Genomic DNA, 25,386 nt, shown 5'->3' on the forward strand with positions numbered 1-25,386 from the left:
TGCCGGTTTTCTGAGAATCAGCCTTGTGTGCCAGGGGTATCAGACCGGATTGTCGATTTCGACATAGGTATGAGCGATGCCGAACTGTTCTTCAAGTAAATTGCCGAGTGCCTGTATGCCGAATCGTTCCGTAGCATGATGACCGCATGCCAGATAAGCTATATCGTATTCGAGGGCTTCATGTACGGTCCTTTCCGAAATTTCGCCGGATAGATAGGCTGTTGCGCCGGCCTGTGCGGCAGCGGGCAACAGATCCTGCGCTGCACCGCTGCACCAGCCGATGTTTCCCAGTTTTTTTGCAGGATTGCCGATAACCAGAGGTTTGCGGCCCAGTTTTGTTTCAATTAGTTTGGCAAGGTTGGCGACAGTCACTATTTCAGGATCGGCCGCTTTTCCCAGCCATCCCAGCTCGTTTTCGCCGAATCGGCCCGTTGTGCCAAAGTTAAGGAGTTTTGCCAGCTGGACGTTATTACCCAGTTCGGGATGACAGTCGAGCGGAAGATGATAAGCCAGAAGGTTTATGTCATGAGTCAAAAGCTTTTTGATCCGTTTTTGTTTGGGACCGGTAATGCATTCATTTTCGTTGCGCCAGAAATAGCCATGATGAACCAGAAGGGTATCGGCATTTAATTCAATTGCCGCCTCAATCAGGGCAAGACTGGCGGTTACGCCACTGACAACGGATGAAATTCGGGATTTGCCTTCCACTTGCAGTCCATTTGGACAATAATCACGAATAAGGGAAATTTTTAATACGTCTGCCAGAAATTTAATGACTTCGTTTCTGTCTACTGTTTTTTGACCCATTTTATTGTTCATATCATGCGACGTCTTTGGCTGTTGTTTGCTCAAACTATAACAGTTTGTCTGGCGATCTGGTTCATTGTGATAACTTTGAAGCCTGAGTGGCTGGAGCTGAACAGAAAACCGTTTACTCCGGATTCATCGGTTCGAGGGAGTGTGTCCGATATCGTTCCGGCACAGGCATCCTATCGGGACGCCGTTTCACGTGCCATGCCGGCTGTAGTGAATATTTATACAAGCAAGGAGGTCAGGCAGCCGCAGAGTCCGCTACTGGACGATCCGTTTCTGAAACGCTTTTTTGGCGAACGGTTCAACGATACCGAAAAACAGATGAGTCTGGGATCGGGGGTGGTAGCGACGCATGACGGGTATGTATTAACGAACAACCATGTCGTGGAAACAGCCGACCAGATCGAAGTGGCTTTTGAAGACGGCAGAAAAGCGGCCGCCAGGCTGGTGGGAACCGATCCGGAAACGGATCTGGCTGTTATTAAAATCGATTTGCCGGATTTGCCGGCAGTTACATTCGGGAATGTCGATGATGCGAAGGTCGGCGATGTTGTTTTGGCGATAGGCAATCCTTTCGGGGTGGGACAGACCGTTACCATGGGAATTATTTCTGCGCTTGGACGAAGCCAGCTCGGAATCAACATCTACGAGAATTTTATCCAGACCGATGCGGCAATCAATCCCGGTAATTCGGGAGGCGCGCTGATTGACACCAGCGGCAACCTTCTGGGCATCAATTCGGCCATTTATTCGCGAAGTGGAGGATCATTGGGCATCGGTTTTGCCATTCCGGTTTCGACTGTCAAAACCGTGATGGATTCCATCATTACAAAAGGACAGGTCGTCAGGGGATGGATCGGTGTCGAACCGCGAGATATCACGCCTGAACTGGCAGATAACCTCTCGCTCAGCAAGAAAGAAGGCGTGATTATTGCCGCGGTTCTTAAAAACGGTCCGGCAGACAAGGCAGGTATTCGCCCGGGGGATATTTTGGTGTCCGTTGACGAGAAACCGATCTCCAATATGGCGGAGATGTTCAATCTGATTGCACAGTTGCAGCCGGAAAGCAAGGCGCGCGTTACGGTTTTACGCGATGCCAAAGAGATTCCGCTGGAAATTGTCGTCGGCAAGCGGCCATCAAAGAAACGGCTGGATGGACAGAGCCAGTAAAAGAGAAAAAGGCATTGATAGGATGCCTTTTTCAATATGTATGGTTCAGTTTGGCGTTTTCCAGGGCCGTGGGCCACCCATCAGATGGATATGCAGGTGATAGACGTCCTGTTTGCCATCCGGCCCGGTGTTGATAACCACTCTGAAACCGCCTTGTGGTGTCCCTGTTTCAGCGCCGGTTACTTCCATTCCCTGTTCACGTGCCAGCCGGGGTACCAGCGCCATCATTTCGCCCAAAAGGGAAGCGTCATGATCAGTGCAGTGCGACAGAGTGGGAATATGTTTTTTGGGAATGATTAGCAGATGAACAGGCGCTGCGGGATGAATGTCCTTGAAGACCATGATTCGCTCGTTTTCAAAAACGAGGGTGGAAGGCAGTTCTTTTTTTACGATTTTGCAGAAAATACAATCATCCATTGTCGTTTCTCTCCAGTTTTGGCTATGCAAACATCAACGCGTCTTTTTGCGGGACGCTTTTTCCTCGATTCCGGAAATACCTTCCCGCCGCGCCAGTTCGTTTAGAACGTCATCCGGCGTCAAACCGAATTGTGCCAGAAGAATCATGGAGTGAAACCAGAGATCGGCACATTCATAGACGATTTTCGACTTCGGCATGTTGTTGCGTGCATCCTTGGCCGCCATGACCGTTTCAGTCGCTTCTTCACCTACCTTTTTCATAATGGCGTCATCGCCTTTGGCAAACAGGCTGCTGACATAGGATTTCTGTGGATCACCGCCATTTGCGATCTTCCGGGATTCAATGACGGAAGCGACTCGTGTCAGGATATCATTCATTTGTAAATTTCCTTGGGATCTTTCAAAACAGGATCGACAGCGATCCAGTCCCTGTTTTCTGCAGTAGTTTGAAGTTGCTGATAAAAACAGGCATGCCTTCCAGTATGGCAAGCCATTCCGGTTTGCTCTACCAGAAACAGCAATGCATCATTGTCGCAATCCAGCCTGATATCGACGATTTTTTGTACATGACCTGATTCTTCGCCCTTGTGCCAAAGCTTTTTTCTTGAGCGACTCCAGTACACTGCTTCACCGCAACGAAGCGTTTCCTCAAGTGCCATGCGGTTTATCCAGGCCAGCATCAGGACTTCATGAGTGGAAGCTTCCTGGGTAATAACCGGAATGAGTCCCTGTTCATTCCATCGGATAACGTTCAACCAATTCTGGGCTTTCATAAGCGTACCGGAATGTTGTGATCAAACATGAATTTTTTGGCTTCCTGTATCGTGTATTCACCATAGTGGAAAATACTGGCGGCCAGAACGGCGTCGGCATGTCCTTTCCGGATGCCATCTGCAAGATGCTGCAAGTTACCTACCCCTCCGGAAGCAATAACAGGAATATTGACGGCATCGGATATGGCACGAGTCAGTTCAAGATCAAAACCGCTTTTGGTTCCGTCTTTATCCATGCTGGTCAGTAAAATCTCTCCGGCGCCGAGCTGTTCCATCTTTTTTGCCCAGGAGACGGCTTCCAGTCCTGTGGGATTACGGCCGCCGTGGGTAAATATTTCCCATTTACCCGGCGCTACCTGTTTTGCATCAATGGCCACGACGATGCATTGTGAACCGTAACGGGATGAAGCGTCGGCCACCAGCTGCGGGTTGGTGACGGCAGATGTATTGATGCTGACCTTATCGGCCCCTGCATTCAGCAGCCGTCTGACGTCTTCAACGGTACGAACACCGCCTCCTACTGTCAGGGGAATGAAAACCTGCGAAGAAACATCCTCGATAATATGGAGGATAAGATCACGCTGGTCGCTGGAAGCGGTGATATCCAGAAAGGTCAATTCGTCCGCGCCCTGATCGTTATAGCGACGGGCGATTTCGACCGGATCGCCTGCGTCTTTCAATTCGACAAAATTGATGCCTTTGACGACCCGGCCTGCCGTTACGTCAAGACATGGAATGATTCGTTTGGTCAACATAAGCTGTTTTTCCCATTGGTTTGACAGCGTCTTATAGTTCCGACAGTTCGTCGGCACGGATTTGAGCCTCTTCCAGGTTCAAGGTGCCCTCATAAATGGATCGGCCGCAAATGACGCCTTCAATACCTTCATTTCGCACGGCACAGAGCGCTTCGACGTCTTTCAGGTCGTGGACGCCGCCGGATGCAATAATCGGCACTTTTACGGCGCGGGCCAGTTTGACTGTTGCTTCAATGTTGACTCCGCCCATCATGCCGTCGCGACCGATGTCGGTGTAAATGATCGATTCAACGCCATAACCTTCATATTTTTTCCCGAGTTCAATGACATCATGACGGGACAGCTTGCTCCAGCCATCTGTCGCCACTTTTCCCGCTTTTGCGTCGAGGCCGACGATAATCTGGCCAGGAAAGGCACCACAGGCATCCTGAAGAAAACCCGGATTTTTGACGGCTGCCGTTCCGACAATAACGTAGGACAGGCCGTGATCCAGGTAACGTTCGATGGTGTCGAGATCGCGGATTCCTCCTCCCAGCTGCACTGGAATTTCGTCCAGGTCGTTATCCGCTGCAAAATCCTGTACTACCTGGATGATATCTTTAACGGCGGCTTCATTGACCGGTTTTCCGGCAAATGCACCGTTCAAATCGACCAGATGAAGCCGTCGGGCGCCCTGTTCAAGCCAGTGTAATGCCATTTCGGCAGGGTCTTCTGAAAATACAGTAGCCTGGTCCATATCGCCTTGTCTGAGACGTACACAGGAACCATCTTTCAAATCAATAGCAGGAATAAGCAACATGGTAAAAACGAAATTTGAAAATAGGATTGAACAAGCAGAGAGCGATCAGATATCAGGGATTCCAGTGGATGAAATTTCTGTAAAGCTGAAGACCGACCGTTGCACTTTTTTCAGGGTGGAACTGGGTTGCAAAAATATTTTCATGAGCAATGGCACTGCAAAAGCGAATGCCGTATTCAGTATTGCCGACGATGTGTTCGGAATGATCAGGAACAGCATAGAAGCTGTGTACAAAGTAAAAAAAGCTGTTATCGTCGATTCCTTTCCATAAAGGGTGGGAACGGGACTGGCTGACCTGATTCCATCCCATCTGGGGAACTTTGTAACGTGAACCGTCTTTTTGAAGCCGGTTGTCGAGTTGAAACCGTACGACTTTGCCGGGAAAGAGGCCAAGACCTTTCGTTTCCCCTTCTTCGCTCCAGTCGAAGAGCATTTGTTCGCCAACGCAAACGCCGAAGACTGGTTTATGGCGGGCCGCTTCAAGCAACGCCTCTTTCAGACCGGATTCTTCCAGAGAAGCCATACAGTCAGGCATGGCCCCCTGACCGGGCAAAACGATGCGTTCCGCTTTTCCGATATCGGCTACATTGCCGGAGACAAGCACGTCCGCTTCCGGTGCAACAGCTCGGAGGGCCTGCGCTACCGAACGCAGATTTCCCATTCCGTAGTCAACAACAACTATTTTTTTCATATGGATTGTCAGATCAGAATGTGGACAACAGACGACACCGGCATCCGCTTATAGTGTACCTTTGGTGGAAGGAATGATATTCGTCGCTCTTGGATCCAGTTCAGCAGCCATGCGCAAGGCGCGTCCAAAAGCCTTGAAAACGGTTTCACACTGATGATGCGCATTTTCTCCACGCAAATTGTCTATATGCATCGAGATTTTGGCATGATTGACGAGTCCCTGAAAAAACTCGCGTACCAGATCCAGATCGAAACGGCCGGTATTCGCCCTGACAAACGGTACATGAAATTCCAGATGAGGACGACCTGAAAAATCAATGACGACTCTGGACAAGGACTCATCAAGCGGCACGTAGGCGTGCCCGTAGCGACGGATGCCTTTCTTGTCTCCAACGGCCTGAAACAGCGCCTGCCCGATCGCGATACCGATGTCTTCGACGGTATGGTGATCGTCGATATGCAAGTCGCCCTGTGCCTGCACGTTCAAATCAATCAGGCCGTGACGGGCAATTTGATCCAGCATATGGTCGAGAAAAGGAACACCGGTGGCAAGGTTTTGCCGGCCGTTGCCATCCAGATTGATTTCCACACGGATTTTCGTCTCGTTGGTATTGCGGATGACTTCTGCTGTTCTGGGCGCTGACATAGTGTATTCTGAAATAATTATTGTATACAGGCACTAAACTGGTCTAAGAATATTTTGTTTTCTTCCGGGGAACTGACGGTAATTCGCAAGCAATTCTGAAGAAGTGTATGCATTTTACCCATATTTTTGATCAAAACTTTACGGGCAAGCAATTTTTCAAAAACTTCGCCCGCTTTTGGCACACGGATCAGCAGAAAATTGGCCCTGGACGGAAAGACCTCGATTCCCGGCAGTTTGTCGAGCGCTACAGCCAGTTTTTCACGTTCGGAACGGATAATGGCGGCCTGATGGTTGAAAACGTCAATATGATCCATGGCGAATTCGGCCGTCGCTTCTGTCAGAACATTGACGTTGTAGGGCGGCCGGACCTTGTCGAATTCAGCAAGCAATTCCGGGATGGCCGACATATAACCGAGCCGGATGCCGGCCAGACCGAGTTTTGAAACCGTCCTCATGACGACGAGGTTCGGATACTCCGGCAGTTTCGACATAAAACTCGCTTCTGCAAAAGGCTGGTATGCCTCATCGCTGATAACGATACCCTTGCCACTCATGGCGCCGATTATACTTGTCACCTCTTTTTCATCAAACAGGGTACCTGTCGGATTGTGCGGTTGTGAAAGATAAACGACGGTGGGACGATGCTTTTCTATTGCCGAAAGCATGGCTTCAATATCGAGCCTGAAATCAGGCTTTAACGGAATACCGATAAATTCCATACCCGCGAACTGTGCGGAAAGCGCGTACATGACAAAACCTGGCACTGGGGTAACGATTTTTGCCGGCTCGTCTTTTTTTGCACAAGCCAGTGCAATAAGGGAAATCAGTTCGTCAGAACCGTTTCCGAGTATGACATCGTAGCCATCAGGGACGCCCATTTTTTGGCGAATTCTGGTTTTCAGGCCGGTGTATGAAGGAACCGGATAGCGGTTCAGCGCAACTTCCGACAAACGTTTGGCAAGCGCTGCTTTCAATTTTTCCGGCAACGGATACGGGTTTTCCATGGCATCCAGTTTCAGGAAACCGTCTGAATGGGCGACAGCATAAGCCGACATGGCCCGGATATCCGGCCGTATAACTTGATCGATTAAAGACATGTTATAGCGTGTTTTTCATAAAATTAGCGCGACCTTACTTTTGCAGCCTCAGGCCGGCGCTGCGGGCGTGAGCTTCCAGACCTTCACCCGTTGCCAGCTCGACAGCGATTTCACCCAGGGTTTGCGCTCCTTTTTCACTGACGCAAATAAGACTGGAGCGTTTCTGGAAATCGTAAACGCCAAGCGGCGATGAAAAACGGGCCGTTCTCGATGTCGGCAATACGTGGTTGGGCCCGGCACAATAATCGCCGAGCGCTTCGGAAGTGAAACGTCCCAGAAAGATCGAGCCTGCATGACGGATAAGGTTTGCCCAATGTTGCGGGTTTTCCGCTGAAATTTCCAGATGCTCCGGTGCGATCCGGTTGGCTATTTCGCACGCTTCTTCCATGTTTTGCACGTGAATCATCGCTCCTCTTGACGAAAGCGATTTGGTGATAATTTCCCTGCGGCTCATGGTGGGCAACAGTTTCCGGATGCTGGCATCGACACGATCGAGGTAAGCGGCATCGGGTGAAATCAGGATGGATTGGGCCATTTCATCATGTTCTGCCTGCGAGAAGAGATCCATAGCGACCCAGTCAGGATCGGTCGTTCCGTCGCAAATGACGAGAATTTCCGATGGCCCCGCAATCATGTCGATTCCGACGGTACCGAAAACGCGGCGTTTTGCGGCAGCGACGTAAGCGTTACCGGGCCCCACAATTTTATCGACAGACGGAATGGTTTCGGTTCCGTAGGCAAGCGCGCCGACAGCCTGTGCGCCGCCGACCGTAAAGACCCGTGTCACGCCCGACAAGGCTGCGGCGGCCAGCACCAGTTCGTTTCTCGCACCGTCCGGAGTCGGTACGACCATCACGATTTCGGATACACCGGCAACATTGGCAGGGATCGCATTCATCAGGACAGAAGACGGATAAGCTGCTTTCCCACCGGGAACATAGATGCCGACACTGTCTAAAGGCGTCACTTTTTGCCCAAGGGAAGTACCGTCTTCATCTGTAAAGGTGAAGCCATCGCTGCCGCAGGAAAGTTTCTGGCGTTCATGGTATTTCCGGACGCGGTTTGCCGCTGCCTGCAATGCTAACCGGCGTTCGGGAGCCAGTGAAGCCAGAGCCGCTTCGCATTCCGCTTCCGGGATTTCCAGCTCTGCGCCGGTGCTGACGGAGAGCCGGTCGAAACGCCGGGTATATTCGAGAACAGCCTTGTCGCCATTATTTTTGACATCAGCCAGAACATTGGCGACAACCGTGTTGATGGATTCGTCTTCTTTTTCTTCAAAAGCCAGTACATTCGTCAGCTGCTTTTGAAAATCAGGTTGAGTTGTTGACAGCTTGCGGATTTGAACGGTCATGATTTTACCCTTGTGCAGTTTGTGTATCGGGTTCCGGATCGGTCGAAGCCAGTCTGAATGCATCCAGTATAGGTTGCAGCATCTGGCGCTTCAGTTTGAGCGAGGCCTGATTGACGATCAGGCGGGACGTGATTTCCTGAATCTGCTCGACCTCTACCAGATTGTTCGCTTTTAGGGTGTTGCCGGTACTGACCAGATCGACGATTACATCGGAAAGTCCGACAAGCGGCGCCAGTTCCATTGAACCGTAGAGCTTGATGATATCGACATGAATTCCTTTTTTGGCAAAGTGTTCTCTGGCAGCCTGTACGTATTTACTGGCAACTCTCAGGCGTGCTCCCTGACGGATGGCCTTTTCGTAATCGAAATCTTTTCTGACGGCAACCGACAAGCGACATCTTGCAATTTGCAGATCGATAGGCTGGTACAGGCCGGTACTGCCGTTTTCCTGAAGCACGTCTTTGCCGGCTACACCGAAATCGGCCGCTCCATACTGCACATAAGTCGGGACGTCTGTTGCGCGGACAATGATCACGCGGACTTGAGGCTTGTTGGTCGGCAGAATCAGTTTGCGGGACGTTTCCGGGTCTTCCAGCACCGTGATGCCCGCAGCCTTCAGGAGCGGCATCGTTTCTTCGAAAATCCGCCCTTTTGAAAGGGCGAGGATCAATTCCTGTGATGGTTTTTCTTCTGTCTGATTCATTGTTTTACTCTTTTGATATCGGCGCCCACGGCGGTCAATTTCACTTCCATCCGGTCATAACCGCGGTCAAGGTGATAAATCCGGTTGACTTGTGTTTCACCCTGTGCAGCCAGACCGGCAATGACCAGTGAGGCTGAAGCGCGCAAATCCGTTGCCATAACCGGCGCACCGACCAGTTTGCCCACTCCCGAGATAAAAGCCGTGTTGCCTTCGGTTTTGATGCGTGCTCCCAACCGGTTCAGTTCCTGTACATGCATGAAGCGGTTTTCAAAAATAGTTTCAATGACATGGGTTGCTTCATCGGCAAGACAGTTCACCGCCATGAACTGGGCCTGCATGTCGGTTGGAAAACCGGGATATTCCGTCGTTCTGAAATTGACTCCCCTGGGACGTTTTTCCATTTTAATGCGGATCCAGTCGGCACCTGCCGAAATGTCTGCGCCCATTTCACGAATTTTGTTTAAAGCCGACTCGAGTATATTATCGCGCGTTTTGGTCAATGTGACATCACCGCCTGTTGCTGCAACGGCGCAGAGAAACGTTCCGGTTTCGATCCGGTCGGGAATAACGTCGTGTCTGGCGCCATGTAACCGTTCTACGCCGTGAATGACAAGCCTGTCTGTTCCGATTCCTTCGATTTTGGCGCCCATTTTGACAAGCAAATGGGCCAGATCGGTGACTTCCGGTTCGCGTGCGGCATTTTTGATGACGGTTTCGCCTTCCGCCAGCGTAGCGGCCATCAGCAGATTTTCCGTTCCTGTGACGGTAATCATGTCCGTAACGATACGCGTACCCTTGAGTTTTTTCGCTTTTGCATAAATATAGCCAGCCTTGATTTCCACTTCGGCGCCCAGCGCCCGCAGTCCCTTGATATGTTGTTCAACCGGACGTGAACCGATAGCGCAACCTCCCGGGAGCGATACTTTGGCTTCCCCGAAACGGGCAACGAGCGGACACAGGACCAGAATTGCAGCCCTCATTGTTTTCACCAGCTCGTAGGGTGCATTGAAATTGTGAACGGTATTGCCGTTCATAACTATTTTATTGCCGTCTTTTTTGACGGTTACGCCCATTTGCTGCAACAATGTCAGCATGGTCTGGACGTCTTTCAGGTGGGGTACATTGGTCAGCTCGATATCGTCAGCTGTCAGCAAGCTCGCGCACAAAATGGGTAAGGCCGCGTTTTTCGCGCCGGAAATCGGAATTTCGCCATGAAGGCGGTTACCACCGTTAATGATTAACTTGTCCATTTGGAAAATCTTGAATAGCGATGTTTATACTCGAAAACAGCCGTGATATCCGTTTTACCCGGAATAAATCTGTGCCAATATCAAAAGCGCAATTTATATCCTTTTTGCAATAAATGCACGGCTAAAAGCGCCAAAAGGAAAAAAAAGATACTCACTATCGTGAAACTTGTCCATGGGTTGATATCCGAATGTCCGAAAAAACCGTACCGGAATCCATCTACCAGATAGAAAAACGGGTTGAATTCGGAAATCCGCTGCCAAAAAACAGGCAGCGAATGAAGGGAATAGAAAACGCCTGACAAAAAAGTGGCTGGCATGATAAGAAAGTTCTGAAAACTGGCTAACTGGTCGTATTTGTCGGCCCAGATTCCGGCAATGATGCCCATAGTCCCTAAAATGGCCGAACCCAGAAAGGCAAAAGACAGAATCCAGACCGGTGAATGAAACGCAGGTTGGGTGAACCAGACCGTCATGATGAAGACGCCGATGCCGACGGTCAATCCCCGGACGACTGCCGCCAGCATGTAAGCCAGATACAGTTGCCAGTGGGAAATGGGCGCAAGCAGTATAAAAACAAGGCTCCCGTTTATTTTCGACTGAATGAGCGAAGAGGAGGAATTGGCGAACGAATTCTGCAAAAGACTCATCATGACCAGTCCTGGAACAAGAAATGTCGTATAGCCTACTCCGGGATATACCTGGACATAATCTTCCAGAGCATGTCCGAATATCAGCAGATAAAGCAGTGCGGTTACGATCGGAGCCGTAATGGTTTGTGTCGCGACTTTCAGGAATCGCAGCACTTCTTTGAAAAAGAGGGTTTGAAAAGTAATGGCAGACACGTCAGTTTTGTCGGGTATCCATGATTTGTAAAAAAACGTCTTCCAGATCGGGTTGCCTGAATTGCAAGTCGTTTATGGCGATATGATGTTTTCGCAATTCGGTCAGTATTTTTTCGATATCGGTAAAATGCTGGATGTGCAGCGTCCATGTCCGGTAAGCGGGCGATATATCGCATTGCGAAATCAGTGGCTTGAGCGAGTCGGGCAAGTCCTGATTGTCGAGCCGGAGAATCAATTGCGATTCGGATACCCTGTGGAGCAGCGCTTCTGTCGTGTCGAGTGCGACTACGCTGCCGTTTTTCAGCATGGCTATCCGGTTGCACCAGGTTTGGGCTTCTTCCAGGTAGTGTGTCGTCAATACAATCGTGTGTCCCTCGCGGTTTAAACGGCCGATGAATTGCCACAGAGTTTGTCGGAGTTCGACATCCACGCCGGCAGTCGGCTCGTCCAGCACGATAACTGGCGGCTTGTGCACCAGTGCCTGTGCGACAAGGACGCGTCGTTTCATGCCACCGGACAGCGCACGCATATTGACATCGGCCTTGTCGGTCAAATCGAGATTGGCCATGACTTCATCAATCCAGTCATCATTCTTTTTCAGCCCGAAATAGCCTGACTGGAGCCTTAAGGTTTCGCGAACTGTAAAAAAAGGATCGAAAACCAGTTCCTGCGGAACGACGCCGAGTTTTTTTCTGGCATTCCGGTAATCGGTTACAACATCATGTCCCAATATACGAATACTCCCGGAATCGGCGCGAACAAGTCCTGCCATGATGGATATCAGCGTTGTTTTTCCTGCTCCGTTCGGACCAAGCAATCCGAAAAACTCGCCTTCATCTATGGTAAAAGACACTTCTTTCAAAGCATGAAGAGATCGATAACTTTTATTGATTTGACAGATATCGATGGCGCTCATATCGTAAAAGAAGGGGGGACTCGTTCAGTTTACCTGGATTTTAAAGGACAAAACAGATGACTTGGGACGGTTCATCAAACAGATGGGGAACGAAAAACGGGTTTACGAAAAGGTCAAAAGATTATTTACCCCATATAACGAAGCGAGATTGACAAGGCTTTCCGGAGTGTTGACAAATCGAAGGGAAGAATGGTTGTGTTGAGCCGCTCGCTGCCAGGCAAGCAAAACAGCCACACTGGCGGAATCAATCTGGGCCAGATTTTGAAGGTCGCATTCATGTTCTCCGCGCGCAATCGCCTTCAATCCTTCCTGAAGGACGTTTTTTGCGTTGGCAAAGTTCAGCGAGGTGATGGCGAAAGACATGAATGGACCACTTTCAGTTTCATTTATTTTGCCGGGTTGGCGGGTTTGCCGGACGCAAGCTGTTTGTTTTTCTCGGCAAGCACGCGGATCAGCCCGTCGATGCCGGAACGGCTGATTTCGCTGGCGAAAGTGCCTTTGTACGTTTCAACCAGCCAGGCACCCAATACATTGACATCGTAAATTTTCCAGCCGTTGTCGGTTTTTTCCATGCGATAACTGAGTTCAATCGGTTCGCCACCGCGAGGCTGGATAATTCTGGAATAAACCACCACGTCTGTCGCGTTCGGGCTCATACGCAGGGGTTTGAATTCAAGGCGCTGGTTGTCCACTTTCGAAATGGCGTTGGAATAGGTATAAACCAGCAAATCACGAAATTCCTTGGTCAACTGTTCTTTTTGCGCCGGAGTTGCCTGACGCCAGTAACGGCCGGCTGCCAGAGAAGTCATGCGTTGAAAATCGACATGAGGAAAAATTTTGTTTTCAACAAGAACGTAAATCTGCTTCTGATCGCCTTTTTTGATTTGCTTGTTGGCTTTGGCCGCATCCATGACTTCCTTGCTGATCCGTTTGACCAATGTATCGGGAGCTTCCATTGCATTGGCAGCAACTGACAAACCCAACATGCAGAAAGCCATCAAAAAGACTATCCAGTTTTTGAAAATTTTCATTTTTTTCAGCGTCATGACAAATAATGGTTAATTGACAGGTACAACAGATGTTTTTGCAGGTACCGCTGTTCCGGTCTCTTCTTTTTCAAGAGCGGGAACGTTTTCTTCCGGTTTGTTTTCCATATCCGGCGTCTTTCTGGGGACAACAGTTTCAGGCTTGATAAAAGGTTCGGACGCGGAAACTTCGACCCATTCGCCGTCGTCATTGTCCTTTCCATGAACCTGTTGATAGCGCCGTTGCAGGAAGGCGTCGCGCAGGAATACGTATTTGTCCAAAGAAGCATCGTCAACGAGCGAAGAGGCATCCAGCAAGGCCGCGCGATAGTTCACTGCTCTCACGACAATGCCGGCATTTCGCAGACGGATATTGTCGACATAGGTCCATGGGTCACCGTACCATTCAGCAGGCAATGCAATGGTATCCCGCAAGGTGGAAGGCCCCAGAATTGGAAGCACGACATAAGGACCTGATTCCATGCCCCACACACCCAGTGTTTGTCCGAAATCGGCATGGTGTTTCGTCAGTTTGAGGTTGGAGGCGACATCAATCAGTCCGCCCAGACCGAAAATCGTATTGACTGTGACACGGGTGACATCGGAAAGCCCTTTTTCGCCCTCGCCTTGCAAAAAGTTATTGAAAGCAGTCCAAACGTCGGCAATATTTCCGAAGAAATTGGTAACGCCCGTCTGGACAATGTCAGGCAATACGTAGTTGTAAATGGTCGCTGCAGGTTTGAAAACAGTATGGTCGAATGCCTCGTTGACGGTAAACATGACCCGGTTGTAGTTTTCAAACGGATCGTTGGGGTTGTTTGTCGCGCAACCGGTTGTCAATAAAGCGGCTACCGTTATGGCGGCGGCGGGTTTTGCTAGACGTTTCAAACGGCTCATAAGATTACCTTTATTCTGCAGCTTTGCTGTAAATAAATTGACTGATCAGATTTTCCAGAACAATGGCGGACTGCGTCATTTTGATCTGGTCACCGGAGGCAAGACTGGCTTCATCGCCGCCCGGTTCGATACCCACATATTGTTCGCCCAATAAACCGGACGTCAGGATTTTTGCGCTGCTGTCTTTGGGAAATTTGTAGCGTTCCTGCAACTGGAGCGTGACAAGGGCGCGAAAGTCCTGATCATCGAAAGAAATATCACCGACTCTTCCGACAACGACACCGGCGCTTTTAACCGGTGCGCGCGGTTTCAATCCGCCGATGTTGTCGAAGCGCGACGAAACCGTGTACGTTTTTTCAAAAGAAAACGAACTCATGTTTCCCGCTTTGAGAGCCAGAAACATCAGTGCAACGGCGCCGAGCAATACAAAAAGGCCGACCCAGATATCCAATGATTTACGCTGCATGAGTTATACCTCTGTCAATGCATCCGCTCTTTCGATAAAACTCATTATAAGGTTGATTTTGTTTTATCTAAAAGGTGAATTAGAAATTAATTAAACATTAAGGCTGTCATGATGAAATCCAGCCACAAAACCAGCAAGGATGAATAAACGACCGTCCTCGTTGTCGCACTTGAGACTCCTTCCGGGGTCGGTCTGGATTCGTAACCTTGAAACAATGCCATGAAGGTGACAGCGAACCCGAAAACAAGACTTTTGATCACGCCATTGCCGATATCGTTCCAGATATCGACGCCTTCCTGCATTTGCGACCAGAATGCACCATCATCCACTCCAATCAGGATAACCCCGACGATGTAACCACCGATTACGCCTGCCGCACTGAAAAGAGTCGCCAGAATCGGCATGGAAACAATCCCGGCCCAGAACCGCGGCGCCAGGATGCGTTTTACCGGATTGACTGCCATCATATCCATGGCTGCCAGTTGTTCTCCCGCTTTCATCAGTCCGATTTCAGCGGTCAGGGACGTGCCGGCCCTGCCGGCATAAAGCAGGGCGGTCACGACGGGTCCCAGTTCACGGGTTAATGCCAGGGTGACAAGAACACCCAGAGCCTGCTCCGAGCCGTACCGGACGAGAATGTAATAGCCCTGAAGGCCCAGTACGAAACCGACAAACAGCCCGGATACGCAGATAATGATCAGTGATTTGTTTCCGATGAAAAAAATCTGATCCGTTATCAGGCGGGGACGTTTCAGGACTTGTGGAAGCGCGCGTATCAAAGACAGGAAAATACGGGTGGCATAACCGATATCATTGATTGACTTGCGCGTTTTATATCCCAGATTGCTGATAAAGTTGCTCATGATGCCTTCTCCAGCCCGAGATCGGCGGCCATCGACGGGCCGGGATAGTGGAACGGAACGGGACCGTCCGCTTCTGCATGAACGAACTGGTGCACATAAGGATCGGTCGATTCCATCATTTCGGCTGGAGTGCCATGAGCAACGATTTTTCCGGACGAAATGAAATAGACATAGTCGGCAATGGAAAAAGATTCCGTGACGTCATGCGAAACCAGTACAGAGGTCGAATGAAGGGTATCGTTGAGTTTCCGGATCAGGTTGGCGGTTACTCCCATGGAAATAGGATCCAGCCCGGCGAAGGGTTCATCATAAAGGATCAACTGGGGATCCAGCGCAATGGCTCTCGCCAGTGCGACGCGACGGGCCATGCCGCCGGAAATTTCACTGGGCATCAGATCTGCCGCGTTGCGCAAGCCGACCGCATTCAGTTTCATCAGTACGAGATCATGAATCAGTTCTTCCGGCAAATCGGTTTGTTCACGCAGTGGAAAAGCAACGTTTTCGAATACGGACAAGTCGGTAAACAACGCACCGTACTGGAACAGCATGCCCATTTTTCGCCTGAGTTTATATAACGAAACGGTTTCCAATGCCTGAACGGGTTCGCCATCAACAATTACTTCGCCGTTTTTCGGAATCAACTGTCCGCCGATAAGTCGCAGTATGGTGGTTTTTCCGGAACCGGAACCTCCCATAATGGCGACGACTTTTCCGCGCGGAAAGGTCATGTTGATGCCGGAGAGGATTTCGCGTTCTCCATATCCGAAAACCAGATCGCGAATTTCAACAATATTGGACACAGTACGATTCGTAGTTATAGTTAATCTCGTATTGTAATCTACCGATACCGATAGAAGAAAGTTTTTACAAGTTGCGGTTGTTTAAATTTAACGTGTGACCGGTTTGTAACGCAATCGTTTTGGTTTCGCGCCTTCTTCACCCAAACGTTTACGCTTGTCAGCTTCATATTCCTGGTAATTGCCCTCGAAAAACATGACTTGCGAATCGCCTTCAAATGCCAGAATATGCGTGGCAATCCGGTCAAGGAACCAGCGATCATGTGAAATGACAATGACACTGCCGGCAAATTCCAGCAGCGCGTCTTCCAGCGCACGCAGTGTTTCGACATCAAGGTCATTGGATGGTTCATCCAGAAGCAGGACATTCCCGCCCATCGTCAAGGTCTTTGCCAGATGAAGGCGGCCTCTTTCGCCACCGGAGAGCTGGCCGACTTTTTTTTGCTGGTCACTTCCCCTGAAATTGAAACGCCCCAGATAGGCGCGGGCATTCATTTCAAAGCGACCGACTGATATCAGATCGGTACCGTTGCTGATGTCTTCAAACACTGTTTTGTTATTGTCGAGCGTTTCTCTCGACTGATCGACCAGGGACAGCCTGACGGTTTTTCCAATCCGGATTTCACCCTGATCGGGTTGTTGCTGCCCGACAATCATCCGGAACAAGGTGGATTTCCCGGCGCCGTTCGGGCCGATCACACCGACGATGGCTCCGGCAGGTATGATGAAACTGAGATTGTCGATCAGGAGCCGGTCGCCAAAACTTTTGCTGACATTACGGAATTCAATAACATCGTTTCCAAGCCTTTCAGCAACTGGAATGAAGATTTCCTGTGTTTCGTTCCGTTTCTGGTAATCGTATTCGGATAATTCGTTGAAACGGGCAAGTCTTGCCTTGCTTTTGGCTTGCCTTCCCTTCGGATTTTGCCTGACCCATTCCAATTCCTTGGCAATCGTTTTCTGACGTGCGGATTCTTTTTGCTCTTCCTGTTTCAGCCTGATATTTTTCTGATCAAGCCATGAACTGTAATTGCCTTTCCATGGAATGCCCTGCCCCCGATCCAGTTCAAGAATCCATTCCGCGGCATTGTCGAGAAAATAGCGGTCATGGGTAATGGCCACGACTGTACCGGGAAAGCGATGAAGAAACTGCTCCAGCCATTCAACAGACTCGGCATCAAGATGATTGGTCGGTTCGTCCAGCAACAGCATGTCCGGTTTGGATAACAGGAGGCGGCAGAGCGCGACGCGTCTTTTTTCTCCCCCGGACAGTATTTTGATTTTGGCATCCCAGGGAGGCAGACGTAAAGCGTCGGCTGCCATTTCCATTTGCTGTTCCGTTTTGCTACCGTCTGCGGCAGCAATAATGGCTTCCAGCCGGGCCTGTTCTGTTGCAAGAGCATCGAAGTCTGCATCGGGTTCTGCATAGGCTGCATAGACAGCGTCAAGTTTTGTTTGCGCCTCAAGGATTTCGCCCAATCCGGATTCAACCGCCTCACGTACTGTTTGTTCCGGATCCAGCTCGGGTTCCTGTGGCATGTACCCTATCTTGATATCGGGCATCGGAATCGCTTCACCCTGAATGTCATGATCGATTCCGGCCATAATTTTCAAAAGGGTTGATTTGCCCGAGCCGTTCAGACCGAGTACACCGATTTTTGCGCCTGGGAAAAAGGAAAGGGAAATGTCTTTCAGTATTTGACGTTTCGGCGGAACGACCTTGCCGACACGGTTCATCGTAAAAACGTATTGAGCCATCGTGATCTGTCTTAATGTCGAAAAAAACCGGGAAAGTGAATGTATCTCTTCTGTTTGGACAAAATCAAAAATATCATGCGCCAAAAACTTGCGCAAACAGCTGAAACGAAAACGTCCTCAAACAGATTGAAGCAATTATGCCTAGTTGGATAAAAATGAGGCGTATTTATTTGCTTTTCGCTCAAGTTTATCCTATCGTGCGAACGTTACGATAATGAATTGGGTATTGAATTGGCGATAAAACCGGAAAAACATGGCATGGCTGCAATGACGATTGCTGCAATCGGCATTGTTTACGGCGATATCGGGACCAGTCCTTTGTATACGATGAAAGCCGTATTCATCGAAGAGCACGGGCTTGCACTGATTCCGGAGAATATCATTGGCGTCATCTCCCTGATTATCTGGGGTTTGATCATTGTGGTCGGCCTCAAATATGTTTACATGATGTTGAAGGCGGATAACCGTGGGGAAGGCGGGATACTGGCGCTGGTAGCGCTGGCCCACAATTCTCTTCCCGAAAAATCGAAATGGCATCTTCCCTTGCTGATGATGGGGGTTTTCGGAGCCGCCCTGTTTTACGGAGACAGTGTCATTACGCCGGCAATTTCAGTTTTGTCGGCAACAGAGGGTCTGGAAGTGGCCACGCCATTTTTCAAACCTTATATCGTTCCTATTGCCATCGGCATACTGGTTGCACTTTACGCCATTCAATCAACCGGTACAGCCGGAATCGGCAGATGGGTAGGGCCACTGATGATTGTCTGGTTTCTGGCACTGGCCGTTATGGGGATCATAAATATCGTCGCGGCGCCCCAAATTCTCGTGGCGCTCAATCCCCTGAATGCGTGGCATTTCGTTCACGATAATGCCACGATCGCATTTGTCGCGCTGGGGGCTATCGTGTTGGCTTTCACTGGCGCGGAAGCTCTTTATGCCGATATGGGACATTTTGGCTCAGGCCCGATCAGACGTGCCTGGTTCATGCTGATTTTTCCTGCCCTGTCTCTGAACTATCTCGGACAGGGCGGTTTGTTGCTTTCGAATCCGGCCGCTATTTCCAATCCTTTTTTTCAGCAGCTTGGGTCGTGGAGTATTTATCCGCTTGTGTTCATTTCAACAATTGCCGTTATCGTTGCGTCACAGGCAACCATTTCCGGCGCTTTTTCCATTACCCGTCAGGCAATCGGTCTGGGCCTTTTGCCACGCATGAAAATCGTGCATACATCCGCTTCAGAAATCGGACAGGTTTATATCCCTACTGTGAACTGGCTGCAAATGATAGCCGTGCTGCTGGCCATTATCGGTTTCGGATCGTCGGATAATCTGGCCGGAGCTTATGGTATCGCTGTGACCGGTACCATGACGATTACAACGGTGCTCCTGTTTTTCGTCATGTATTATCACTGGAAACAGAATTTCTTTGCTGCTTTAGCTATAGCGGCCTGTTTTTTTGTGATAGACATTTTCCTTTTTTCGTCGAATGTTCTGAAGATTACGAGTGGAGGGTGGTTCCCGCTTGCCTTGGGATGTATCCTCTTTATTCTTATGTTGACGTGGCGGCGTGGTCGGAAGCTTGTGGGTGCAAGCCAGAGAAAGCATGCCATTCCGCTCGATTCTTTCCTGCAATCCCTGTTTTTTGCTCCCCCTCAGAGGGTCAAGGGAACTGCTGTCTTCCTGCGGGGCGAAAACGATGGGGTTCCTCAGGCCTTATTGCATAATCTGTCGCATAACAAGGTATTGCATGAAAGGGTGTTTTTCCTGACGATCCATACCCAGGAAGTGCCCTGGGTTCCCAGATGGGAACGGGTGCAGATTCATGAACTGGGGCATCAGTGTTACCAAATTGATGTGTATTACGGGTTCAAGAATGAGCCCGATATCCCGAAAGTACTTGAGCTTTGCCAGGAACACGGCTACAGCTTTGACATGATGTCCACATCGTTTTTTGTGTCGAGACAAACGCTGGTTCCATCGCCTAAATCGGGAATGGTCAAATGGCGTGAGCATTTGTTTATCTGGATTTCCCGGAATGCACGCAGTGCAGCAGACTATTATCAGATTCCGGCCAACCGGGTAATCGAGCTGGGCGCCCGTGTCGAGATATGAATTGAGCCGGATTTCCCGGCTCTTTTTTCTTTAAAGTTCAGAGAAACCACTCCGGTTCCTTGCGCCGGCTGAAACGTTCTATAAATTTGCCTTTGAATTTTTCGTAATCCTCGCCCCTGTATTGCCGCGATTCGCTCGGGCAGGCCGTAATGCACGCCCCGCAAGAGATGCACAGATTTTCGTCGGTTTGGGTTTTTGTATCGGAAACCGTAATGGCATGGACAGGGCAGATCTGGGCGCATGTGCCGCAGACGTTGCAATCTTCCCCTGAAGAGGGCTTCATGGGAACGGATCGGGCTTCCTTGTAAGGGAAATTGCCTTTGACTTCAAAAGGCTTGAAGTCGCTGACTGTAGAAGAGGATGTGAGTTTTTCGATGCAGCGATTTGTGAAATCTTTGACAAGCGCCAGGTCGTTTTCATCCGGACGATCTGTCGCTACCTGCGGAAAAATCGAGTGACGTGCAATAAAAGCGGCTGCCCCTAAAACGATGAAGCCATTTTTCTCGAGCAGGGTTTTCAGTTCCAGCAGGGCGTCGTCGTATTCACGATTGCCGTAAACGACGACAGCTATGGCTGGTGTACCGTTTCCTTTCAGGTGCATCAGGCTTTGCGTACAATAATCGGGGAGTCTTCCGTTATAAACCGGCATGGCGACAACAGTCAGATGATCGGCTGCCATGGAAATGTCGTTGCGGATCGGATTGAGTAAAAGATTACGGTCGTTTTTTGGGATTGGAAGCGTTTTACCTATCGTCTGGATGATTTTTCTCGTTGTTCCCGTTGCGCTGAAATAAACGAGTTCGATTTCGCTTGACTGCATCTTCGTCTCCTTTTCTTCTGATGTCGCGGAATGAAGTAAAGTATATACGATCGTCATGCCTAAATCCGCTATTTGATGAAGCAATTCTGAAAAGCCGCTGTATGGTTGAATCCGGAAACGAAATCAGAGGCTTGACATGATTTGACAAGCGCGGCAATACTTTTGATTCCAATAATTGGAAGGCAAATTGTTTCCGGAAATGGATGATGACGATTGCAAGAGAATGAAGCTGATGACGTTGGTTTAACCTGCGACAGTTTGTAAAACCGGCACAGTCAGGCGTGTTCCGGGGTGTGCCTTTCACAGGCTTGTGGCACTGTCTGTCTTCATGGTAAGCCGGATGGGTAATCATGTGCGATTGGGCGAGGTAGTGGAATTTCTGGATCTGGCGTTTTCCTGACGGGTGAGGAGGATGGATCAGTTGATGGAAACCGGATTGCTGAAGTGGGTCGCAGATGAAAATGACAGACGCGCAAAAATCCTGACTTTAACCGACATGGGTTTGCAAATAGCCGATCTGATTGAGCAGGCGTTTTCACCATTTCGCCGGGATTGGCTGAAAAATCTGAGTGAAAAAGATATCGATATTTGCCTGCGGGTTTTTGAGGGATCGGGAATGGCGTTCAGGAATTATGAAGATATTTGAAAAACCGTTTTTTCTGTAGTTTTTGTCAACAGGTTTTTTAGTCGGCGGCAGAATTTTTAAGTTCCAGAGCGAGTTCATACAGCTTGTTTTTTTTGGTTCCCGTAATTTTTGCGGCAAGGGCGGCGGCTGAACTGGGTGGCAGTTGATCCAGCAGTATGGACAAAATGCGTTTTGCTTCTGTATCGGTTTTGTCCATTTGAGTTTGTGCGCCTTCTATCAGCAGAACAAATTCACCTTTCCGTCTGTTGGCGTCTTCTGCCATCCATTTGGCCGTATCCGATAAGCGGCAGCGATATGTTTCTTCAAAAAGCTTTGTCAGTTCACGAGCGATGACAATCTGTCTGGAAGGTTCAAAAACATCGATCAGAGACTTGAGCGTTTCCTGCACGCGATGTGGCGCTTCATAAATGATGAGTGTTGCCGGAGTCTCTTTCAGCTTTTCAAGGAAGGCGTGACGCTGGAGCGGCTTGACTGGTAAAAAACCGATAAACAGAAAATGTTCATCGGTAAAGCCGCTTGCGGAAAGCGCTGTAATGGCAGCGGATGGGCCGGGAACCGGGACGACATTCAGATTTTCCTTGCGGACGGCATCGACGATTTTTGCGCCAGGATCCGAGACGGCAGGTGTGCCTGCATCCGAAACCAGTGCGATTCTTTCCCTGTTTTTCAGGCGGCCTATCAGCTTTTCAGCTACTTCACGTTCATTATGCTGATGGGCACTGATGAGGTCTTTGTTCAGACCGTAGGCATTCAGTAAATTTTTGGTGACCCGGGTATCCTCACAAGCGATGGCATCGGCCGTTGCCAGAATATGCAGGGCTCTCAGGCTGATGTCGGCCATGTTACCGATTGGCGTACCGATCACATATAATGTCGATTCGGGAACATGCTGATGTGACAGTGATTGCATGAGCTGCTGTATTGGCACCGATGACTCCTTCCGCGCGTTTTCGCCAATGGTTTATTAGGTGTGATTGTGAGGGAGCATGCTCTTAAATACAAGTGAATGGTTTCTGGCAGGTTTGTATCGAATTGTTACTGAAAGCGAATCCCGTGGTTTCATCTTCTAGAATTCTTTCTGAAAAACAGATTATTGGTTATAAAGCTGAAGAAAAAGCGCTATTCTTTCTGGAAGAGCGAGGCCTGAAAGTCGTTGAAAGAAATTTCCGGTGTCGTTTCGGTGAAATTGATCTGATTATGCAGGATAACGATGTGCTGGTTTTTGTCGAGGTAAGAAAAAGAAAGTATCCTGCCTTTGGAAGTGCCGCAGCCAGTGTTTCTCGCGCCAAACAGCAAAAACTGATCCGGGCTGCCAGGTTTTATTTGCACGGAAGCCATCGTATTCCCGCGTGCCGTTTTGATGTACTTGCATTCGATGGCGATCAGTGCCAATGGCTGAAAAATGTTATCGAAGTTGAATAATTTTTAATTGAAAAGCACGGATGAGAAATCAAAGAATTCTGGGGCACTTCACAGAAAGTGCCGAATTGAAGCAAAAAGCCGCCAAAGTTCTGGCCGGACCGATTGCCGCTGCTGCCGATTTGATGTTTTCTGTTTTGACGCAGGGTAATAAAATACTTGCCTGTGGTAACGGTGGGTCGGCTGCCGATTGTCAGCATTTTGCAGCGGAACTGGTTGGACGGTTTGAACAGGAAAGATTGCCCTTGCCTGCCATGGCCTTGACGACAGACACCTCTATTTTGACGGCAGTCGGAAACGATTACAGTTATCAGGACATTTTTGCCAAGCAGATTCAGGCTTTCGGCCAACCGGGCGATCTGTTGCTGGCGATTTCGACTTCTGGCAATTCTTCAAATGTTATCGCCGCTATCGAGGCCGCTCATGAAAGAGAAATGAATATCGTTGCGCTGACAGGCAAAGGGGGCGGAAACATTGGAGCAATGCTGTCCGATTCGGATGTTCATATTTGTGTTCCGCATGAAAGAACGGCGCGTATTCAGGAAGTTCATTTGTTGGTCATTCATTGTTTGTGCGATGGAATTGATGCGGCATTATTTGGAGAAGACATAAATGAATAAAGAAAACCCTGCAGGAAAAGCATGGAAATATCGCATTGCCACGATTGTTCTCGGAGGAGCAATGTTGTGCTCGCTGCCCGCCTGTGTTCCCGTCATGATGGCAAGTGGCGCTGTCAGTGGTTCCATGGCAGCGACAGATCGACGTACTTTGGGTGCGCAGACGGAAGACAAGGTTATCTTGCTGAAAGGAGAAAACACGGCATCGAATATGGTAGGTGATAAAGGCCATGTCAATGTCACCAGTTTCAACCGTAAAGTCCTGCTGACCGGAGAAGTGCAAAGCGAAGCGATGAAGCAGGCTGTCGGCAATGCAATTGCACAAATCGAAAACGTCGAATCGGTCGTTAATGAACTGGCTATTGCAGCTCCTGCCAGCTTTACGTCCCGATCGAACGATACTCTGATAACCGGCAAGGTCGCGGCCAGTTTTATTGATGACAAGCAATTGTTTTCCCAATCGTTGAAAACCGTAACGGAACGGGGTACGGTCTATTTGATGGGGCGCGTCACGGAACAGGAAGGCGATCGGGCTGCGCGAGTCGCGAGCGGGGTAAGCGGAGTACAGCGGGTCGTAAAGGTGTTCGACTATATCAGCGATCAGGAATTGCAGAGGCTTTCTACCTTGTCAGCTCCCAGAAACACAGACCAGAACGCGACTGAAGCGGTGGATGAACGATATGCTCAATAGGGATTGAGGAAAATACAGATTGCCGTCCCGGGGTTTTCCGGTTACGGCAATTTCCAATTCCGGGACGCAAGCAGTTTCTGGACGGCCTGTTTTACCTCATCCAGTGATGGTACCTCGTTTTCGCCTCCCAGACTGATGATATTAGGCGACCAGTCTGCACAGGTGCGCCAGCGTGGGATGTTGCAGTAAATCTGGACAGTTGGCTTGTCGAAAGCGGCGGCCAGATGAGAAAGTCCGGTATCGACTCCGACAACAAAGCTGGCTTTTCCGGTCAGTGTGACAGTATCTGCTATGGTCAATTGTGGCAATACTGAAGAATCGGGAATCGCCGCGGAAAGCTGCTTGGCTTCTTCTTTTTCGCGCGACGATCCCCATGGGAGTAATATGCGAAGGCCGCGTTCAGTAAGGAGAGGCGCAATTTTCACCCAGTTTTTTTGGGGCCATTTCTTGGATTCACGCGATGTCCCGTGAAAAAAAACGCAGTAAGGTCGGGTAGTCAGCCATTCCGGAGAAGCCGTGGGCGTTACAAGGCCAAAGTCCGGAGGCGTGTCGATGGCATAGCCGAGAGCCTTGGCCACGACTTCCCTTCCCCGCCTAACCACATGGATGTGTTTTTCTACAGAAATGCTTTGAGTGTGAAAAAGACGTGACAAGGGTTCATATCCCGAACCGTCCGTTTTATGGGCGAGGCCGACTTTTTTCCCGTTTTCGCCGGTTTGTGCCAGTCCCATAATTATCCCGGTTTTGATCAGCCCCTGGGTGTCGAATATATAGTCGTATGAGTGTTTTTTCAGCTGGTTAAGGAATTCCCGGAATTCCTTTCTTGTCGATGGGGTAAAAATGTTTTTTCGCCAGCGTCTCAGGGCAAACGGGATAACTTCATTGACGTGTCTGTTTTGCTGTACGAGTCCGACATAGGGTTCTTCAACGACCCAGTCGATAACCGCTTCCGGATAGTGGCGGTGAATATCGGCCAGAACCGGCAGATTGTGAACGACATCGCCCAGTGAAGAAACCCGAACAATCAGAATGCGCATGATACTTGTGCAGACAATA

General features: G+C 49.6%; 30 protein-coding genes. 6 read left to right on the forward strand and 24 right to left on the reverse strand.

Annotated elements, in window-relative coordinates; all coding sequences use genetic code 11:
• Window positions 1-39: 39 nt before the first annotated feature.
• Entirely contained in the window at window positions 40-807 is a 768-nt protein-coding gene (locus OFAG_RS01825) for a Nif3-like dinuclear metal center hexameric protein (RefSeq protein WP_005878613.1), read from the reverse strand.
• 15 nt (window positions 808-822) lie between these two features.
• Here OFAG_RS01825 and OFAG_RS01830 point away from each other — a divergent pair, with 15 nt between their 5' ends.
• A complete protein-coding gene (locus tag OFAG_RS01830) occupies window positions 823-1,983 on the forward strand; it encodes a Do family serine endopeptidase (protein ID WP_020994733.1) in 1,161 nt (386 codons plus the stop codon).
• A gap of 45 nt (window positions 1,984-2,028) precedes the next feature.
• On the opposite strand, the gene OFAG_RS01835 is transcribed toward OFAG_RS01830, so the two are convergent.
• From OFAG_RS01835 to ettA, 20 genes are all read right to left on the reverse strand, one after another.
• Entirely contained in the window at window positions 2,029-2,400 is a 372-nt protein-coding gene (locus tag OFAG_RS01835) for a histidine triad nucleotide-binding protein (RefSeq protein WP_005878614.1), read from the reverse strand.
• A 33-nt stretch (window positions 2,401-2,433) separates the two neighbouring features.
• Window positions 2,434-2,778 carry a phosphoribosyl-ATP diphosphatase gene (locus tag OFAG_RS01840; protein ID WP_005878615.1) on the reverse strand — a complete coding sequence of 115 codons (345 nt, stop codon included), beginning with the start codon at window positions 2,776-2,778 and terminating at the stop codon, window positions 2,434-2,436.
• On the reverse strand, window positions 2,775-3,173 hold the full coding sequence (gene hisI / locus OFAG_RS01845; protein ID WP_005878618.1) for a phosphoribosyl-AMP cyclohydrolase: 399 nt from the start codon (window positions 3,171-3,173) through the stop codon (window positions 2,775-2,777). The genes OFAG_RS01840 and hisI overlap by 4 nt, the downstream gene beginning before the upstream one ends.
• The gene (gene hisF / locus OFAG_RS01850; protein ID WP_005878620.1) at window positions 3,170-3,928 is read right to left on the reverse strand and encodes an imidazole glycerol phosphate synthase subunit HisF; all 759 of its coding nucleotides are present in this window, start codon (window positions 3,926-3,928) and stop codon (window positions 3,170-3,172) included. The genes hisI and hisF overlap by 4 nt, the downstream gene beginning before the upstream one ends.
• A 31-nt stretch (window positions 3,929-3,959) precedes the next feature.
• Window positions 3,960-4,727 carry a 1-(5-phosphoribosyl)-5-[(5-phosphoribosylamino)methylideneamino]imidazole-4-carboxamide isomerase gene (gene hisA / locus OFAG_RS01855; RefSeq protein ID WP_005878623.1) on the reverse strand — a complete coding sequence of 256 codons (768 nt, stop codon included), beginning with the start codon at window positions 4,725-4,727 and terminating at the stop codon, window positions 3,960-3,962.
• 52 nt (window positions 4,728-4,779) lie between these two features.
• Window positions 4,780-5,418 carry an imidazole glycerol phosphate synthase subunit HisH gene (hisH, locus tag OFAG_RS01860; protein ID WP_005878625.1) on the reverse strand — a complete coding sequence of 213 codons (639 nt, stop codon included), beginning with the start codon at window positions 5,416-5,418 and terminating at the stop codon, window positions 4,780-4,782.
• Between the two features lie 48 nt (window positions 5,419-5,466).
• The gene (gene hisB, locus OFAG_RS01865) at window positions 5,467-6,063 is read right to left on the reverse strand and encodes an imidazoleglycerol-phosphate dehydratase HisB (RefSeq protein WP_005878627.1); all 597 of its coding nucleotides are present in this window, start codon (window positions 6,061-6,063) and stop codon (window positions 5,467-5,469) included.
• 17 nt (window positions 6,064-6,080) lie between these two features.
• Window positions 6,081-7,160 carry a histidinol-phosphate transaminase gene (hisC, locus tag OFAG_RS01870; RefSeq protein WP_005878629.1) on the reverse strand — a complete coding sequence of 360 codons (1,080 nt, stop codon included), beginning with the start codon at window positions 7,158-7,160 and terminating at the stop codon, window positions 6,081-6,083.
• 34 nt (window positions 7,161-7,194) lie between these two features.
• A complete protein-coding gene (gene hisD, locus OFAG_RS01875; protein WP_005878631.1) occupies window positions 7,195-8,511 on the reverse strand; it encodes a histidinol dehydrogenase in 1,317 nt (438 codons plus the stop codon).
• Window positions 8,512-8,515: 4 nt separating this feature from the next.
• Window positions 8,516-9,214: an ATP phosphoribosyltransferase gene (gene hisG / locus OFAG_RS01880; RefSeq protein ID WP_005878634.1), complete on the reverse strand. Its 699-nt coding sequence runs from the start codon at window positions 9,212-9,214 to the stop codon at window positions 8,516-8,518.
• Window positions 9,211-10,464 (reverse strand): UDP-N-acetylglucosamine 1-carboxyvinyltransferase, encoded by a 1,254-nt coding sequence (murA, locus tag OFAG_RS01885; RefSeq protein WP_005878636.1) that lies wholly within the window; start codon window positions 10,462-10,464, stop codon window positions 9,211-9,213. The genes hisG and murA overlap by 4 nt, the downstream gene beginning before the upstream one ends.
• 80 nt (window positions 10,465-10,544) lie before the next feature.
• Window positions 10,545-11,306, reverse strand: coding sequence for an ABC transporter permease (locus tag OFAG_RS01890; RefSeq protein ID WP_005878638.1), 762 nt, complete (start codon window positions 11,304-11,306; stop codon window positions 10,545-10,547).
• Between the two features lies 1 nt (window position 11,307).
• The gene (locus tag OFAG_RS01895; protein WP_005878640.1) at window positions 11,308-12,222 is read right to left on the reverse strand and encodes an ABC transporter ATP-binding protein; all 915 of its coding nucleotides are present in this window, start codon (window positions 12,220-12,222) and stop codon (window positions 11,308-11,310) included.
• 102 nt (window positions 12,223-12,324) lie between these two features.
• Window positions 12,325-12,585, reverse strand: coding sequence for an STAS domain-containing protein (locus tag OFAG_RS01900; protein WP_005878642.1), 261 nt, complete (start codon window positions 12,583-12,585; stop codon window positions 12,325-12,327).
• A gap of 23 nt (window positions 12,586-12,608) precedes the next feature.
• A complete protein-coding gene (locus OFAG_RS01905) occupies window positions 12,609-13,253 on the reverse strand; it encodes an MlaC/ttg2D family ABC transporter substrate-binding protein (protein WP_040719424.1) in 645 nt (214 codons plus the stop codon).
• Window positions 13,254-13,280: 27 nt separating this feature from the next.
• Entirely contained in the window at window positions 13,281-14,144 is an 864-nt protein-coding gene (locus OFAG_RS01910; RefSeq protein ID WP_005878646.1) for an MlaA family lipoprotein, read from the reverse strand.
• Window positions 14,145-14,154: 10 nt separating this feature from the next.
• The gene (gene mlaD / locus OFAG_RS01915; RefSeq protein WP_005878647.1) at window positions 14,155-14,610 is read right to left on the reverse strand and encodes an outer membrane lipid asymmetry maintenance protein MlaD; all 456 of its coding nucleotides are present in this window, start codon (window positions 14,608-14,610) and stop codon (window positions 14,155-14,157) included.
• Between the two features lie 86 nt (window positions 14,611-14,696).
• Window positions 14,697-15,473 carry a lipid asymmetry maintenance ABC transporter permease subunit MlaE gene (mlaE, locus tag OFAG_RS01920; protein ID WP_005878649.1) on the reverse strand — a complete coding sequence of 259 codons (777 nt, stop codon included), beginning with the start codon at window positions 15,471-15,473 and terminating at the stop codon, window positions 14,697-14,699.
• A complete protein-coding gene (locus OFAG_RS01925) occupies window positions 15,470-16,273 on the reverse strand; it encodes an ABC transporter ATP-binding protein (protein ID WP_005878651.1) in 804 nt (267 codons plus the stop codon). The genes mlaE and OFAG_RS01925 overlap by 4 nt, the downstream gene beginning before the upstream one ends.
• Before the next feature lie 87 nt (window positions 16,274-16,360).
• Complete coding sequence (gene ettA, locus OFAG_RS01930; RefSeq protein WP_005878654.1) at window positions 16,361-18,028, reverse strand: energy-dependent translational throttle protein EttA; 1,668 nt, start codon at window positions 18,026-18,028, stop codon at window positions 16,361-16,363.
• 258 nt (window positions 18,029-18,286) lie between these two features.
• Here ettA and OFAG_RS01935 point away from each other — a divergent pair, with 258 nt between their 5' ends.
• Window positions 18,287-20,137 carry a potassium transporter Kup gene (locus OFAG_RS01935; RefSeq protein ID WP_020994734.1) on the forward strand — a complete coding sequence of 617 codons (1,851 nt, stop codon included), beginning with the start codon at window positions 18,287-18,289 and terminating at the stop codon, window positions 20,135-20,137.
• 37 nt (window positions 20,138-20,174) lie between these two features.
• On the opposite strand, the gene OFAG_RS01940 is transcribed toward OFAG_RS01935, so the two are convergent.
• Entirely contained in the window at window positions 20,175-20,957 is a 783-nt protein-coding gene (locus OFAG_RS01940) for an EFR1 family ferrodoxin (RefSeq protein WP_005878659.1), read from the reverse strand.
• Between the two features lie 412 nt (window positions 20,958-21,369).
• On the opposite strand from OFAG_RS01940, the gene OFAG_RS01945 reads away from it, so the two are divergent.
• The gene (locus OFAG_RS01945; protein WP_005878661.1) at window positions 21,370-21,603 is read left to right on the forward strand and encodes a helix-turn-helix domain-containing protein; all 234 of its coding nucleotides are present in this window, start codon (window positions 21,370-21,372) and stop codon (window positions 21,601-21,603) included.
• Between the two features lie 37 nt (window positions 21,604-21,640).
• Here OFAG_RS01945 and rsmI read toward each other — a convergent pair whose 3' ends face one another.
• Window positions 21,641-22,513 carry a 16S rRNA (cytidine(1402)-2'-O)-methyltransferase gene (rsmI, locus tag OFAG_RS01950; RefSeq protein WP_040719318.1) on the reverse strand — a complete coding sequence of 291 codons (873 nt, stop codon included), beginning with the start codon at window positions 22,511-22,513 and terminating at the stop codon, window positions 21,641-21,643.
• A gap of 143 nt (window positions 22,514-22,656) precedes the next feature.
• On the opposite strand from rsmI, the gene OFAG_RS01955 reads away from it, so the two are divergent.
• Genes OFAG_RS01955 through OFAG_RS01965 form a run of 3 tightly spaced genes read left to right on the forward strand, consistent with a single transcriptional unit; the run spans window position 22,657 to window position 24,330 of the window.
• Window positions 22,657-23,025, forward strand: coding sequence for a YraN family protein (locus OFAG_RS01955; RefSeq protein ID WP_005878665.1), 369 nt, complete (start codon window positions 22,657-22,659; stop codon window positions 23,023-23,025).
• A gap of 20 nt (window positions 23,026-23,045) precedes the next feature.
• On the forward strand, window positions 23,046-23,642 hold the full coding sequence (locus OFAG_RS01960; RefSeq protein ID WP_005878667.1) for a phosphoheptose isomerase: 597 nt from the start codon (window positions 23,046-23,048) through the stop codon (window positions 23,640-23,642).
• The gene (locus OFAG_RS01965; protein WP_005878668.1) at window positions 23,635-24,330 is read left to right on the forward strand and encodes a BON domain-containing protein; all 696 of its coding nucleotides are present in this window, start codon (window positions 23,635-23,637) and stop codon (window positions 24,328-24,330) included. Before OFAG_RS01960 ends, OFAG_RS01965 begins: the two co-directional genes overlap by 8 nt.
• A gap of 41 nt (window positions 24,331-24,371) precedes the next feature.
• Here OFAG_RS01965 and waaC read toward each other — a convergent pair whose 3' ends face one another.
• A complete protein-coding gene (gene waaC, locus OFAG_RS01970; RefSeq protein ID WP_005878669.1) occupies window positions 24,372-25,367 on the reverse strand; it encodes a lipopolysaccharide heptosyltransferase I in 996 nt (331 codons plus the stop codon).
• Window positions 25,368-25,386 lie beyond the last annotated feature (19 nt).

The sequence above is a fragment of the Oxalobacter paraformigenes genome, from assembly GCF_000158475.2.
Lineage (GTDB): Bacteria > Pseudomonadota > Gammaproteobacteria > Burkholderiales > Burkholderiaceae_D > Oxalobacter > Oxalobacter paraformigenes.